This window comes from Cyclobacterium qasimii M12-11B, from assembly GCF_000427295.1.
GTDB classification, from domain to species: domain Bacteria; phylum Bacteroidota; class Bacteroidia; order Cytophagales; family Cyclobacteriaceae; genus Cyclobacterium; species Cyclobacterium qasimii.
Map to the genome: position 1 here is coordinate 147,959 of NZ_ATNM01000123.1, position 13,663 is coordinate 161,621.

At 37.9% G+C, this 13,663-nt stretch carries 15 protein-coding genes; 2 read left to right on the forward strand and 13 right to left on the reverse strand.

Features of this window, described 5'->3' with window-relative positions:
• Window positions 1-192 precede the first annotated feature (192 nt).
• The 9 genes from ADICYQ_RS15160 to truA form a co-directional block, all read right to left on the reverse strand.
• A complete protein-coding gene (locus tag ADICYQ_RS15160; protein ID WP_020889549.1) occupies window positions 193-900 on the reverse strand; it encodes a sugar transferase in 708 nt (235 codons plus the stop codon).
• 337 nt (window positions 901-1,237) lie between these two features.
• On the reverse strand, window positions 1,238-1,930 hold the full coding sequence (locus ADICYQ_RS15165; protein ID WP_020889550.1) for a sugar transferase: 693 nt from the start codon (window positions 1,928-1,930) through the stop codon (window positions 1,238-1,240).
• Window positions 1,931-2,142: 212 nt separating this feature from the next.
• A complete protein-coding gene (gene hemE, locus ADICYQ_RS15170; RefSeq protein ID WP_020889551.1) occupies window positions 2,143-3,186 on the reverse strand; it encodes a uroporphyrinogen decarboxylase in 1,044 nt (347 codons plus the stop codon).
• Window positions 3,187-3,304: 118 nt separating this feature from the next.
• The gene (locus ADICYQ_RS15175; protein WP_020889552.1) at window positions 3,305-3,844 is read right to left on the reverse strand and encodes a hypothetical protein; all 540 of its coding nucleotides are present in this window, start codon (window positions 3,842-3,844) and stop codon (window positions 3,305-3,307) included.
• A 141-nt stretch (window positions 3,845-3,985) separates the two neighbouring features.
• On the reverse strand, window positions 3,986-4,522 hold the full coding sequence (locus ADICYQ_RS15180) for a hypothetical protein (RefSeq protein WP_020889553.1): 537 nt from the start codon (window positions 4,520-4,522) through the stop codon (window positions 3,986-3,988).
• Window positions 4,523-4,782: 260 nt separating this feature from the next.
• Complete coding sequence (locus tag ADICYQ_RS15185) at window positions 4,783-5,301, reverse strand: hypothetical protein (RefSeq protein WP_020889554.1); 519 nt, start codon at window positions 5,299-5,301, stop codon at window positions 4,783-4,785.
• Window positions 5,301-5,891: a hypothetical protein gene (locus ADICYQ_RS15190; protein WP_040416525.1), complete on the reverse strand. Its 591-nt coding sequence runs from the start codon at window positions 5,889-5,891 to the stop codon at window positions 5,301-5,303. Before ADICYQ_RS15190 ends, ADICYQ_RS15185 begins: the two co-directional genes overlap by 1 nt.
• A gap of 386 nt (window positions 5,892-6,277) precedes the next feature.
• On the reverse strand, window positions 6,278-8,053 hold the full coding sequence (locus ADICYQ_RS15195) for an ABC transporter ATP-binding protein (RefSeq protein ID WP_020889556.1): 1,776 nt from the start codon (window positions 8,051-8,053) through the stop codon (window positions 6,278-6,280).
• A 12-nt stretch (window positions 8,054-8,065) separates the two neighbouring features.
• Complete coding sequence (truA, locus tag ADICYQ_RS15200) at window positions 8,066-8,821, reverse strand: tRNA pseudouridine(38-40) synthase TruA (RefSeq protein ID WP_040416549.1); 756 nt, start codon at window positions 8,819-8,821, stop codon at window positions 8,066-8,068.
• Between the two features lie 101 nt (window positions 8,822-8,922).
• Between truA and ADICYQ_RS15205 the strand changes: the two genes are divergently transcribed.
• Both ADICYQ_RS15205 and ADICYQ_RS15210 read left to right on the forward strand, forming a co-directional pair.
• Window positions 8,923-9,402, forward strand: coding sequence for a DUF4293 domain-containing protein (locus ADICYQ_RS15205; RefSeq protein ID WP_020889558.1), 480 nt, complete (start codon window positions 8,923-8,925; stop codon window positions 9,400-9,402).
• 60 nt (window positions 9,403-9,462) lie between these two features.
• A complete protein-coding gene (locus tag ADICYQ_RS15210; RefSeq protein ID WP_020889559.1) occupies window positions 9,463-10,572 on the forward strand; it encodes a trans-sulfuration enzyme family protein in 1,110 nt (369 codons plus the stop codon).
• Window positions 10,573-10,578: 6 nt separating this feature from the next.
• Here the strand turns inward: ADICYQ_RS15210 and ADICYQ_RS26135 are convergent, their stop codons facing one another.
• The 4 genes from ADICYQ_RS26135 to ADICYQ_RS15230 form a co-directional block, all read right to left on the reverse strand.
• Window positions 10,579-11,040 carry a bactofilin family protein gene (locus ADICYQ_RS26135; protein ID WP_051160237.1) on the reverse strand — a complete coding sequence of 154 codons (462 nt, stop codon included), beginning with the start codon at window positions 11,038-11,040 and terminating at the stop codon, window positions 10,579-10,581.
• A gap of 129 nt (window positions 11,041-11,169) precedes the next feature.
• Window positions 11,170-12,708, reverse strand: coding sequence for a YifB family Mg chelatase-like AAA ATPase (locus ADICYQ_RS15220; RefSeq protein ID WP_020889561.1), 1,539 nt, complete (start codon window positions 12,706-12,708; stop codon window positions 11,170-11,172).
• Between the two features lie 56 nt (window positions 12,709-12,764).
• Window positions 12,765-13,118, reverse strand: a complete 354-nt coding sequence (locus ADICYQ_RS15225; protein WP_020889562.1) for a DUF485 domain-containing protein — start codon at window positions 13,116-13,118, stop codon at window positions 12,765-12,767.
• A gap of 34 nt (window positions 13,119-13,152) precedes the next feature.
• Window positions 13,153-13,663, reverse strand: a 511-nt coding sequence (locus ADICYQ_RS15230; protein ID WP_152520492.1) for an ATP-binding cassette domain-containing protein, incomplete at its 5' end; no start/stop codon positions are given.

The window sequence follows — 13,663 nt, forward strand, 5'->3', positions numbered from 1 at the left end:
CAATTTATAAACAGATAAAACCCATTAAAATGCATTTTGTCTGTTTGAGGTTAAAACCTCTTCTTCAATGATTTCGGAGAAATTTTATTAGTAAAAAAAACTCAAAATTAAAATTTAAAACGGCTAACTCAATTGATAAAATACAGTTTAGGACTGAAGCTGTCGGATCCTATCACTAAATTTAAAAAGAACCTAATAGGCTTTATCACTCTTGGTCATCAATGAAACTGCCGTGTCAATGATAATCTTTATATCAAATATAAGACACCATTTACCCACATAAAAGTAGTCCAATCTGAACCTGGAGTGTAATTCATGATAACTAGAGATCTCACCTCTAAAACCTTTGCTTTGAGCAAGACCTGTGATACCAGGTTTTACCTGATGACGAGCCATGAAGTTATCAATTTCTTTTGCAAATTCTATATTCATAGGTACAGCCTGAGGTCTTGGACCTACAATTGACATATCACCCAAAATCACGTTGAAAATCTGAGGCAACTCATCTAAGCTAGACTTTCTTAAGAATTTACCTACTCGAGTAATCCTTGAATCATTAACGGTAGCCTGCTTGATATCTGCATCGTCGTTTTTGACCATTGTTCTAAATTTATAACAATAGAACAATTGATTGTCTTTACCGTGTCTTAATTGCTTAAAAAACACACTGCCTTTGGAATCCAATTTAATAAGGATAGCAATGATTGGGAACAACCAGGACACTACAAATACTAGCGTGAAAAAAGAAAACGCTAAGTCAAAAATCCTTTTCAGTAATTTTTTACTGGAATCACCATTTTGACCATAGAGAATATTGATTTCTCTCGCCTGCTGCTCATTAACAAAATTTTTCTCTTCTAGGGTTCGACCAAATTTTTGGTCTACTAAAACATTTTCCATCTCTAACAATCTTTACGAATCCTCTCCAAAACCTTATTACCTATCTAAAAAACATTTATGTATATCTGAAATACATTTTTACAAATATATACAGCATTTTTCACAATGCAAGGTTTTGAGAGAAAAAAATTAATTAAAAGTCCTTTTTTTGTATTTAAAATTCATTTTTATAGCTCTAAAAGTATTTAACTCGCCCATAACGATTAATTGGTTTGAAAAAACCATTGAATTTAATATGATCATAATGAAGAATATATATACGTCATCCATCAAAAAATATTTTTGATGCCTATTAAAAGTTATTTTGGGATAAAATCAAAATTGAGAAAGCTGGAGACTAGTAGCCAGCTCCATTCTTACTAAAAATTGCACCTGCGGTCCAGAACAGTATTTTGAAATCTAAAGCCAAAGACCAATTTTTGACATAAAAGTGATCTAACTTAATCCTGCCATAAATATCATAAAAGCTCAAAATTTCTCCTCTAAAACCTCTTATTTGAGCCAATCCAGAAATACCTGGTTTTACAGCATGCCTAAACATGTAATTATTAATGTCGGTAGAAAACATATAATTCATTGGTACAGCGTGTGGCCTTGGCCCTATAACCGACATGTTTCCTAACAATACATTGAAAAACTGAGGTATTTCATCTAAACTAGATTTCCTTAAAAATTTCCCAACCCTTGTAACCCGCTTGTCATTTCTCGAAGCTTGTTTGGTGTCGGATTCTAGATTTTTAATCATTGTCCTGAATTTATAACACCTAAAGGTCTTATTCCCTCTACCATGCCTCAATTGCCTATAAATTATAGGACCTTTCGAGTCAAGCCTAATTAGTATGGCTATTAATGGAAACAACCAGGGCATTATAAAAGCGATAAACAGTAAAGAAAAGATCATGTCAAAACCCCTCTTAACCATCAAATTAAAATTATCACTTAGGAAGATTTTTCCCTCAGGAGTAATATAACCGCTGAGTCTATTTGATAAAAATTCAGGCTCATCGCTTTTTTGTAAAAATCTCTCCATTATAATGAACTGTGAATCACCTATCTAAAAACTATAAATCGTTTTACTGTATTTAAAATACAATAAAGCAAATATATTCAGCATATATGAAATTAACAAACATTTTGACGGATTTATAATCAGCCAGTTAGGTTATCAAATATAAAAAAAGGTCCGCCAAGGAATTAAATCCGGCGAACCTCAATTTTATAAAAAAATGCTGCTTTTACACTTTATGCCTTATTTTTTGTCCTTGAATAGTCTTTTACTGTTTGTATAAAAAGCTTCACTTTATCTGGAGAAATATCAGGATATACACCATGCCCCAAATTGGCTATATGTCTATCCCCCTGGAACTGATCAAGCATCTTCTTCGTCTGTGCAACCAAGACATCATCCGCTGCATATAAAGCCGCCGGATCAAGATTTCCCTGCAAAACCTTCTCTCCATTCAACTGCTTACTAACAGTGGCGATGTCCATATTCCAATCAAGGCCTACCACTTCACATGGAAGGTCCTTTATGTCTTCCATGGCAAAATAAGCGCCTTTTGCAAACACGGTAACCGGAGCCTCTGTAATGGCTTCACAAATACGCCTGATGTATTTCATGGAAAACTCACGGTATTGATAAGGAGGCAAAACACCTGCCCAACTGTCGAATACCTGAATCACGTTCGCTCCTGCTTGCACCTGAGCCTTCAGGTATTTGATTGTGGTTTGAGTAATCATTTCTAAAAGTTGATGTGCCAAAACTGGATTTTGGTACAACATTGCCCTTGCTTTGGAGAAGGTCTTACTTCCAGATCCTTCTACCATATAGGCGAAAATAGTCCAGGGAGCACCTGCAAAACCTATTAATGGCACTCTGCCATTTAATCCTTTTTTGGCCAATCTAATGGCTTCCAATACGTAATTTAAAGATTCAGCTGGATCTGCTATTTGCAAACGTTTTAAATCTTTGGCCGATCCAATGGTGTCAGGAAACCATGGCCCCTTCTTCTCGATCATTTCATACGGTAATCCCATGGCTTCAGGAACAACCAAAATATCTGAGAAAATAATCGCTGCATCCACCCCCAAAAGGTCCACTGGCTGGATGGTAACCTCGGCAGCCAATTCAGGCGTTTGAGCCAACTCAATAAAACCACTTACACTCTCTCGAACAGCTCTGTATTCTGGTAATATACGTCCTGCCTGACGCATCAGCCATACTGGAGTTCTTTCTACTTTCTCTCCCTTGATGACTCGTAAAAGTAAATCATTCTTTATTTGCATACCGCAAATATAATCCAACTTACCACAAAAAAGAAAAACACGACTTAAACAATGAAGGCCATTTCTGAAAACACAGAAATGGCCTTAAAATCTATAAAACAATAATTGTTTGTTATTCTTAATCCAATTTTAAAACATCCGCTTCACTTACGCCTAAAGCATTTGTAACTGCTTCATAATCATTAAGGTCTATTTTAGCATTGCTTTGTAGAAAATCTCCAGGCAAATACACGATTCTTAAATAGTGATTTAAAGTCCAATCTTCTGAAATCTGAGTTAAATCAGTATTTCCAGTCATAAATACACTGAAAAAATCGGCCGTATATTGATAGTTATAGCTTAAAGTAATACCATCTTCTAAAAAAACAGTGTTTGGAAGTGGTCTCCAAAGTGGTTTGTCTTCGATAACATTCCATAGCATGAATACAAGTAAGTTATCAGCGTCTCCAATTTCAAAGTCAAATCCAGCTGCAAAATTATTCTCTTCAGTGAAGTCGACCTCCGCCTCTACAACTAAATTTAATAATGAAAGGCCAGTTTCCCCGTCCTCTCCATCAACTCCTGCAACTCCAGGAGGTCCTTCTGGTCCTGCAGGACCTTCACATGCTGGCAACACCATTATGGCTACCATTGCAAATAGGTATACAATTTTTCTCATAAAATTTTATTTTTCTTATAAATTACACCATGCATTTTATGAAAGATAATGTGTAAAATCCCTAATTACAACAAAACATAAAAAAACAGCCTACTGGGAAGTAAACTGTTTAAGTATGTTAACAGTATGTTTCAACTGGTTTTAATTCAAGCGCTTTCGTTGGATATCTTTTTCATCTACTCCCATCATTTCCAAAACTGCTTCGTGATCTGAATAATCCATTCTCAAGTCTATCCGATCGGCTGGCAATATTAAAACCCTGAAAATCTGATCGGCAGTATAGCCTGATTCTAAAGAGTTAAGATCAAAGTCTCCAGTCAAGAATATGGAATAATCGTAAAAAGTGAAATCATAGTCATAAGTAAAAATACCATTGGTGTGAAATACTACCTGAGGTATTAGTCTCCATATATCATTTCCATCCTGATCATAATCTGCCAATCTATAAATCAGCACTTTATCAGATTCCAGTATGTCAAATCCGTATTCGCCACTTATTCCAAAATTTCCAGCTTGGTTAAAATTCCCCTCTATTTCAAAAACTTCACCCACGATATAAGTTCCATCTGCACCTGTTGCTCCCGTAGGCCCTACAGGTCCTTCACAGCCCAACATAACAAAGGCTGCAGCGAAAACCAAAACTGACTTCATGCTTAATAAACGATTGTATCTATTCATAATTTCTAATTTAATTGCTCCATTTTTTTTATGGAAACCAAAACCATACCAAATCTTTTATTCTATAGAAAAATCAATTTAGCATATATTCAACTGTTACTTTTTCATGTTTATCATTAACTAAAGATCTATGAACATGTCATTCTGATCAAGCCTTTCACTTCATGCTTATTACATGCATTATAAACCAATAAACATAAGCATAAGCCTATAAATCACGCCTCAATAATGGTAAGGAAAACCCATCCTGGAAGGAGGATTTAAGAACCAACAGGAGCCCAAACCTCCACATGATTACTCGATATTATTTTATCAATGAAGATACCATTAAGGGTTAAATCATTTTCTTGAGCAAACGCTTGAATAGCCTTCTTCGTCTTATCCGGCCCAGGCATAACAAAACGATTCATTTTCAAAGTGGCAACAATCACTTGTTGACATTCTACCGATTGCCGTGTCCACGGAGTAGTTCCATTTTGATCCATCACCTCTGACTCATAACCAATAAAAACATGTAAGGAATCTCTTTTTCCTTCAGGTTCTATATAGTAAATAGTATGCAAAGGTTTGTTTTTTCGTGCAGCCTCCACTTCTCGAAAATATTCTCCTATTGTATCATCTTGAGGAATGCCCCTATAATCCACTCCTACTAAGTTCAAATCCGAACAATTGTCCAGCTTTAACTCAATGGGCTTGAAGCCTCCCAAATAAAAATAAACAGAAATAAGAGCAAGTACTGAGGCACCTAAAAACGGTAAAATAATTTTCGCCTTCATCATTAATTTCCAAATAAATACCTGGCACCTATGGCACCTTGGGCTTTTAAATGAAGCCTATCTACAATTTCAGTCATAAACCCCACTTCTAAAAAAACACTAATTGGTAAATCCTCAAAATAATATGCCGTCCCCAGCAAAACTTCAGGACCGAAATCCATATTTGTACGACTTTCTATTGCTTCAGGTGTATTGGGTGTTGCATTTGGTGTGGTATAAAAGTAATCTATATTAACAGATCGAAACTGTAAGCCTAAACCGGCATACACAGTAAGATCCCCTTCAGAGATATTAAAATCATCGCTAAATGACTCCTCATATATCCCGCGGGCATGAAGAGAAAATGCACCAGATACCTGATGTCCAAAATAACGGGCAGAGCTAACAGGTCGATTGTTTTCAAAAGTCCTCCTATAATATTGACTGCTATTCTGACTTCCTCTACCCAAAATAGCCTCAAATGAAAACTTGTCTTTTACAGGTGTTTTGTACGTAATCCCGTAAGGATCTCCAATTCTGATTCCTAATTGATGCTGCTGGGCATAGGAAGCAAATGAAAACAATATTAAAAGTAATGATAATGCGTATTTCATGTCCTGTAACTAATTTTGAATTACTTTAAGCCTAAATTTGCAATGCCAAACTATTTATCATGGCCTGATTTCCTAAAAAAAAACCGGGACAAGCAAGTACAAATGCTATTGTGTAATCTGGTTTTAATGATGTCTTACAAACGCTGATTTAAGGAATTAAGTTACAGTTTAGCCTGTATTATACAAAAGGATTTGAAACAATTGATCAAATCTTATGAGCATCAGACCAGTTAGTATTTAAGCTAGGTAACAAGGCAAAGTTAAGCTTGTGAAAAACCTAGTATTAAAACCTTATCTTTTCACTCGTCCTTACCACTGATGACCACTCATTACCAAAGCTCTTTTTTACGAATTTAAGGTAAAAAACAACCTTTACACTTTCATAATCAGTCCACTACAACGGATTTCAATTGCATTTGATGTAACTGAGAATAGTAGCCTTCTTTCTTTAGCAAAACTTCATGTGTACCCTGCTCAACTATCTCTCCTCTATTCAAAACGATGATTTTATCCGCTTTTTGAATGGTCGACAATCTATGGGCAATGATAATTGAAGTTCTTCCATGCATCATTTTCTCTATTGCTCCCTGAATCAGTTCTTCCGTTTCTGTATCCACTGATGAAGTTGCTTCATCCAGGATAATAATCTCTGGATTATACACCATGGCTCTGACAAAAGAGATCAATTGCCGTTGACCTACAGACAATGTCCCTCCTCTTTCCTTCACATCATACTCCAATCCACCTGGGAGTCGCTCTATAAATTTTCTTGCCCCTACGAGTTCTGCCGCATACAGCACTTGTTCCTTTGTAATGTCTGGATTTCCCAGTGTTATGTTTTGGAAAATAGTATCTGAAAACAAAAACACATCCTGCAATACAACGCCAACATGCTTGCGCAAGGTCGCCAAATCATAATCCTTTACTGGACTTCCATCAATGGTAATTGATCCTTTATTGATATCATAAAACCTACTGATAAGGTTAATGACAGATGATTTACCCGCTCCTGTAGCACCTACCAGCGCTACAGTCGTTCCATGTTTGACATCAAAACAAATGTCCTTCAACACCCACTCTTCATCATTGTAGGCAAACCAAACTTTATCAAATACAATATCCCCTTTCACTTTCTCAGGAGAAATATTTCCTTCATCGGAAATTTGATCATTATTCTCAAGAATACTGAAAATCCTAGATGAGCTGACCACCCCCATTTGAAGGGTGTTAAATCTATCTGCGATCATCCTTATGGGCCTAAAGAACAACTGCAAGTACATTATAAATGATATAAGTACCCCAACTTTGATTTCCATATCAAAAACACCAGTGGCGCCATACCAAACTACCAAACCGATACCCATTGCCTGAATTATTTCAGAAACCGGGTAATAAATGGAATAATACATAACGGACTTTAGATGCGCCTTTCTATGTTCCTTATTGATGGACTGAAATTTTTCGTATTCCCTTTGTTCCCTATTGAACACTTGAATAATATTCATCCCTGTAATGTGCTCTTGCAAGAAAGAATTGAGGTTCGAAACAGCGTTTCTTACATCATTAAAGGAAACTTTTACTTTTTCTTTGAAAATATACGTGGAAATAATGAGCAGAGGCAAAGTACATAAACTCACCAATGTAAGTTTCCAATCTACCCAGAACATCACAGCTAAAATAGCGACCAATTGCAACAGATCGCCAATAATCTCAGCCAGTCCCTGACTGAAAACATCTGAAAGGGTTTCCACATCAGAAATATTCCTGGTCACCAACCTACCTATTGGTGTATTATCGAAATATTTTAGACGCATTTTCAACAAATGCTTGTATAACTTCACCCTAATGTCCCGGATGATAACCTGACCTATCCACCCTGAGAGATACGTATGACCAAATTGAACCACCGCATGTATCACCAATAATCCTATTAGCAAGTACATCATCTTTAACAGCCCAGGAGCGTCACCGAGTGTAACGTAATCATCAATGGCCATCTGAATCAACAAAGGCCGTGTGGGAGCCAATATTGCTAATAGAAAAGTAAGTGACACCAAGATATAGAACCTTTGTTTATAAGGCGTCACAAAACTGTAAAGCTTCCTTAAAACTTTGGTGTCAATTATATCACCACTTTTTACATTTTCTTTGTCAAGTCCCAATATGCTAAAAGTTTACTTATTAATTTGGTCTGTATAATTCACCTTACTCAGAAACAATCCTTGAGGAGGTGCAGAAGTTCCTGCTAGATTCCGGTCTTTATTGACTATTATGTCTGTGACCCCAGCACTATCAAGGTGTCCTCTGCCTACTTTAACCAAAGTCCCTACTATCGCCCTCACCATTCCCCTTAAGAATCGGTTGGCCTGTATATGAAAGACCAAACCGTTACTTGTTTGTTCCCAATAAGCATTATTAATTTCACAAATGAATGTTTTTACATTCGTTTTCCTCCTACTAAAGCACTCAAAATCCTGTTTGCCAAGGAGTAATGAAGCAGCCTTAGACATGGCTTCAAGATCCAGGTCATAATAACAATGCCAGGCTTTTCCTGTCATAAAGGGGTCTTTTCTAAAAGTAATGTGGTACTCGTATCTTCGAAAGGTTGCATTGAATCTAGCATGGGCCTTTTCATTTACCTGGAAAACATCGAAAATAGCAATATCTGGGGGCAATAGCCCATTGATTCTTTTGAGAAAGTATTCACTTGTGAATTCTATGTCTAAATCAAAATGGGCAAATTGTTGCAAAGCATGCACACCGGCATCCGTACGACCACTCCCCATTATACCAATAGGTTGACGAAAAAGGGTGGACAAAGCTTTTTCCAATTCTTCTTGAACAGAAATAGCATTTGTTTGTTTTTGCCAGCCATGATAGTTACTACCATCATAAGAAAGTTCTACAAAATAGCGGAGGGATTCATTCATTTCAACTGCAAAGATAAAAATATACCCTAATTTCAGGTTCGATTTTGAATATTCCTTGCGAAAATTCAAATAACCCATTTTCTTTGTCAAAAGATTAAAATATGATTCAAAGAGTTCAAAGTGTATTTCTGCTATTGGTAGCCATTGCAATGGTTACCTCCACCTTGTCACCAATATGGTTACAAGTAGACCCAATGCAGACCCAATCTATGGAAATGACAGCCTGGTATACCACTGTCAAAGATATCCCAGAGGAAAACATCATTTCTGAGACCGGAAATATTTATATCGGAATATTGGCCCTATTGACGGCCGCAATCGCCATTTTCAGTCTGTTACAATATAAAAACAGGAAAAAACAATTGCTCCTTAATATGATCAATGCCCTTTTGATGGGGCTAACATTAGGTACAGCGGTCTATACTAGCTATAAAGCCAATGAAACCTTTAACCCTGCTGTAGGAGGTACCTTTTTAATAGGTTTTTACAGCATAGTATTTGGTCTAATATTGAATTTGGTTGCCAATAGGTTTATCAGAAAAGATGAGATGCTGATTCGCTCGGTAGATAGAATCCGATGAGTTAATAAGCCAGCTGTATCAAGTAGTAAATAAGGTAAAAAACGCAATACAAGAGCCAATATGAAAATTGAAACTATTGCCGTACATGGTGGGAATGTAGTTACTGACTTATTAAAACCAGTTATCCAACCCATTACTTTGTCTACCACTTTTGAGCATCAGGAAGGCACCATGTTGTACACACGACTGGAAAACCCCAACAGGAAATCTCTGGAAACAGTTTTATCATCACTCGAAGGGGGAGCAGATGCTGCTGCATTTTCTTCAGGAAATGCAGCAGGAAACGCTGTTTTTCAAGCCCTTCCTGCCGGATCACACATCATCGCACCTGATGACATGTATCATGGGATGAAAATGCTACTTAAAACTGTATACGCCGGAAAAATAGAGGTAGACTTCATTGACCTAACCCAGCCGGAAAAAGTCAAAGAAGTAATAAAACCAAACACTAAACTTCTATGGATCGAGACTCCTTCAAACCCTTTGCTGAAGATCTCGGACATTAAGTCTCTGGCCTCAATTGCCAAAAAACATCAACTTATTGTAGCATGTGACAGCACCTTTGCCACTCCTATTTTCCAACAAGGGCTTGCTCTTGGAGCAGATATAGTCATGCACAGCAGCACCAAATATATCAGTGGCCACAGTGACATTCTAGGAGGGATATTGATAACTAAAGAGAAAAATGCTTTTTGGGAAAGCATAAAAAATATCCAGAAATTGGCTGGGGCCGTCCCTTCTCCAATGGACTGCTACTTATTGACAAGAAGCATTAAGACGTTACCCTATCGCATGAGGGCACACAGCTCTAATGCTAAGGAGATCGCTGAATTTTTGAACGGTAAAGAGGAAGTAGAAAAAGTATTTTACCCGGGCCTTCCTAGTCACGAAGGCTTTGAGACAGCCAAAAATCAAATGTCAGATTTTGGAGCCATGTTGTCTTTCCTTATTGAGGGAAACGCCGACGACGCTGACCGTCTGATTGGAAAATTAAAGTATTTTAGTGATGCTACAAGTCTGGGAGGCGTAGAAAGCTTGATAGAAAGAAGGTCTAAAGTTCAAGGAAACGACGCAAGCATTCCGGATCAACTGATAAGAATGTCTGTCGGGATTGAAAACTGTGAAGACTTAATAGCAGACCTTGATCAGGCGTTTAACGCTACCTTTTAAGTGATACTATTCTTCCATTTTAGCTAAGGATTTATCAAATAGTCTTTGAGAAATAAGGGGATTTGAAGCGTGAATGGAAGCTTGCTTTTCCTTTAATTGACTCAAATACTTCTTATATTTAGACAGGAGCACTTCCATGTCTGCACCTGACTCTATTTCTATTTTTTCGGAGTAAACTTTACCACGCATTTTGGCTTCAGTAGTAAACCTTGCTAAACCTTCAATAAATAGATCACCTAAAACTTCCCCCATCACACAAATTTCTGAAGCTTTTATATCTCCTTCCACTTTACCTGAAATGCCTATAATTATCTTTTTTGGTGTCGATACATCACCACAAACATCACCTTCTATTCTGATATCACTTAAAGCTTCAATATCTCCTTTAATCGTTAATCCTGGAGCAAATACCGAAGTGGAATTTGCCATCTGCATCTCTGCTTGAATTTTCGTTTCCTTAGTCCACATAAAATCAACTCAATTATTTTGACACTTCTCAACACCACCTTTTAGATTATTCCTCAGATGATCAGGCAAATATAAGCAAAACCTACTTGATTTCTTTATGAATGCTCGGGTAACCAAAACCTTTTGGGATTAACCTGCCCATCCATCTCTATCAAGACTCCGGTATTGAATGGCTTCTGCCAGGTGTTCCACTTTTATTTCATCAGATAAAGAAAGGTCTGCTATGGTCCTAGAAACTTTTAATATTCGGTCATAGGCCCTTGCCGAAAGCCCCAGCCTATCCATCGCTGTTTTAAGTAAGGTTTTGCCAGCTTGATTAATTTTAACCACCTCCTTCACCATGTGGGACGGCATCATCGCATTGCAGTGAACCTCTGGACTATCAGCAAACCTTGCTTGCTGAAACTCCCTGGCACTCGTCACTCTTTGCCGGATGGACTTACTGGATTCCGATTTTCTGTCTGAGGTCATCTCGTCAAAATTCACGGGAGTCACCTCCACATGAAGGTCGATTCTGTCCAATAAGGGCCCACTCACTCTATTGAGGTACTTTTGAACTACTCCAGGACCGCAAACGCACTCTTTATCTGGATGATTATAATAACCACAGGGACAGGGATTCATACTGGCGATCAACATGAAATTTGCCGGAAAATCTACTGTAACCCTTGCCCTGGATATCGTCACTTTTCTTTCTTCAAGTGGCTGTCGCATTACTTCGAGAACTGTTCGCTTAAACTCAGGGAGCTCATCCAAAAACAGTACCCCATTGTGTGATAGAGAAATCTCACCTGGCTGTGGATTCCCTCCCCCTCCTACCAAGGCCACATCGCTGATGGTATGATGAGGAGACCTAAAAGGACGTTGTGCGATCAATGAAGAGCTGGCGCCCAATTTACCTGCGACTGAATGAATTTTGGTCGTTTCTAATGCTTCCTGAAGACTCATTGGAGGCAAAATAGAAGGTAATCTTTTGGCGAGCATGGTTTTGCCTGCTCCTGGAGGACCTATCATGATCACATTATGGCCACCAGCGGCAGCTATTTCCATGGCTCTTTTAATGTTTTCCTGACCTTGTACATCTGCAAAATCAAAGGCACTCTCCTCTATGGAGTCATAGAAGAGCGTTCTTGTATCCGTCACCATTGGCTCAATCACTTCTTTTCCTTCAAGGAAGTGAATGGCCTCCTGAAGTGTTTCCACAGGTATGACATCAATATTATTTACAATAGAAGCTTCCTTTGCATTTTCCTTAGGTAGGATAAAACCTTTGAAGCCTTTCTTCCTTGCCTCAATGGCGATAGGTAGCACTCCTTTGATTCTCCTTAACTTACCATCTAGTGCCAGCTCCCCCATGATCAGGTATTTCTCCAATTCTGGAAAGACAACTTGCTCCGAGGCTTGCATGATTCCAATGGCAATAGGAAGATCATAAGACGACCCTTCTTTTTTTATATCGGCTGGAGCCAAATTTATCACTACTTTTTGCCGAGGCATCCTGTAGCCATAATATTTAAGTGATGATTCTACCCTTTGTTGACTTTCTTTAACAGCACTATCAGGAAGACCCACCATAAAAAAGCTTGTCCCCTGACCTACATTTACTTCAATGGTGATCAACTTGGCATCTACTCCTGAGACTGCACTACCAAAAGTTTTGGCTACCATTCTTGAAAATTTATAATGAAAATGAAAAATTCATTCCAAGCCATAAAGCAAATCGCCTATTTGAAATTCTCCCTTGGTTTGATAGATGAAGGCTCTATATCATCTTTAATTCCCTCAGGTTTCTTTTCTATTTGACCGATTTTCTCTCCTCTTTCAAGGTCAAATACCAAAGCTTTTAGGTCCTTCTTTTCCAATTCAATTTTCTTAATCCGACTATTAAGACTGCTGGTATATCCCCAATTTGTTCCCCAGGTAATAAGATAGATCACTAAACCAGCCAATAACCAGGAGACTACCTCTCCAGTCATCGGGGTACCACCCCACATTTTCTCATAAGTGAGGAAATAAACCAAACCTATACCGAAAAACAAAGCTGTTAAAAGCTGAAATACACTGTTGATTTTTTTCATAACGCGTTCTAAAAGGGTTTCTTTACACAATATACTAAACAGACTGCATTTGGGAAAGTTTATTATACAATCCACCTTTTTGGATCAATTCTTCATGACTACCCCTTTCCACTATACTACCACTCTCTATCACCAATATTTCATCCGCATGCTGGATGGTGCTCAATCGATGAGCGATGACCAAAGAAGTTCTGTTTTTCATTAAATTAGACAATGCATCCTGAACCAATCGCTCCGAAGCTGAATCAAGCGCAGAAGTCGCTTCGTCTAAAATTAAGATTTCAGGATTTTTCAATACGGCTCTGGCGATACTTAAACGTTGTCTTTGCCCTCCAGATAACTTACCGCCTCTTTCGCCAATATTTGTCTCGTAAGCCTGCTCAAGGTCCATGATGAAATCATGGGCATTGGCAATTTTAGCTGCCTCCTGAACCTTCTCCAAGGATACGCCTTCCATTCCAAAAGCTATATTATTGAATACGGAATCATTAAAAAGAATTGACTCTTGGGTCACTATCCCCATTAATTTCCTGACATCCGTAATC

Coding starts and splice junctions, on each gene's coding strand:
- ADICYQ_RS15160 (WP_020889549.1), bottom strand. CDS start 900: ATGGAAAATGTTTTAGTAGACCAAAAATTTGGTCGAACCCTAGAAGAG.
- ADICYQ_RS15165 (WP_020889550.1), bottom strand. CDS start 1,930: ATGGAGAGATTTTTACAAAAAAGCGATGAGCCTGAATTTTTATCAAAT.
- hemE (WP_020889551.1), bottom strand. CDS start 3,186: ATGCAAATAAAGAATGATTTACTTTTACGAGTCATCAAGGGAGAGAAA.
- ADICYQ_RS15175 (WP_020889552.1), bottom strand. CDS start 3,844: ATGAGAAAAATTGTATACCTATTTGCAATGGTAGCCATAATGGTGTTG.
- ADICYQ_RS15180 (WP_020889553.1), bottom strand. CDS start 4,522: ATGAATAGATACAATCGTTTATTAAGCATGAAGTCAGTTTTGGTTTTC.
- ADICYQ_RS15185 (WP_020889554.1), bottom strand. CDS start 5,301: ATGATGAAGGCGAAAATTATTTTACCGTTTTTAGGTGCCTCAGTACTT.
- ADICYQ_RS15190 (WP_040416525.1), bottom strand. CDS start 5,891: ATGAAATACGCATTATCATTACTTTTAATATTGTTTTCATTTGCTTCC.
- truA (WP_040416549.1), bottom strand. CDS start 8,821: ATGAATGAATCCCTCCGCTATTTTGTAGAACTTTCTTATGATGGTAGT.
- ADICYQ_RS15205 (WP_020889558.1), top strand. CDS start 8,923: ATGATTCAAAGAGTTCAAAGTGTATTTCTGCTATTGGTAGCCATTGCA.
- ADICYQ_RS15210 (WP_020889559.1), top strand. CDS start 9,463: ATGAAAATTGAAACTATTGCCGTACATGGTGGGAATGTAGTTACTGAC.
- ADICYQ_RS26135 (WP_051160237.1), bottom strand. CDS start 11,040: ATGTGGACTAAGGAAACGAAAATTCAAGCAGAGATGCAGATGGCAAAT.
- ADICYQ_RS15220 (WP_020889561.1), bottom strand. CDS start 12,708: ATGGTAGCCAAAACTTTTGGTAGTGCAGTCTCAGGAGTAGATGCCAAG.
- ADICYQ_RS15225 (WP_020889562.1), bottom strand. CDS start 13,118: ATGAAAAAAATCAACAGTGTATTTCAGCTTTTAACAGCTTTGTTTTTC.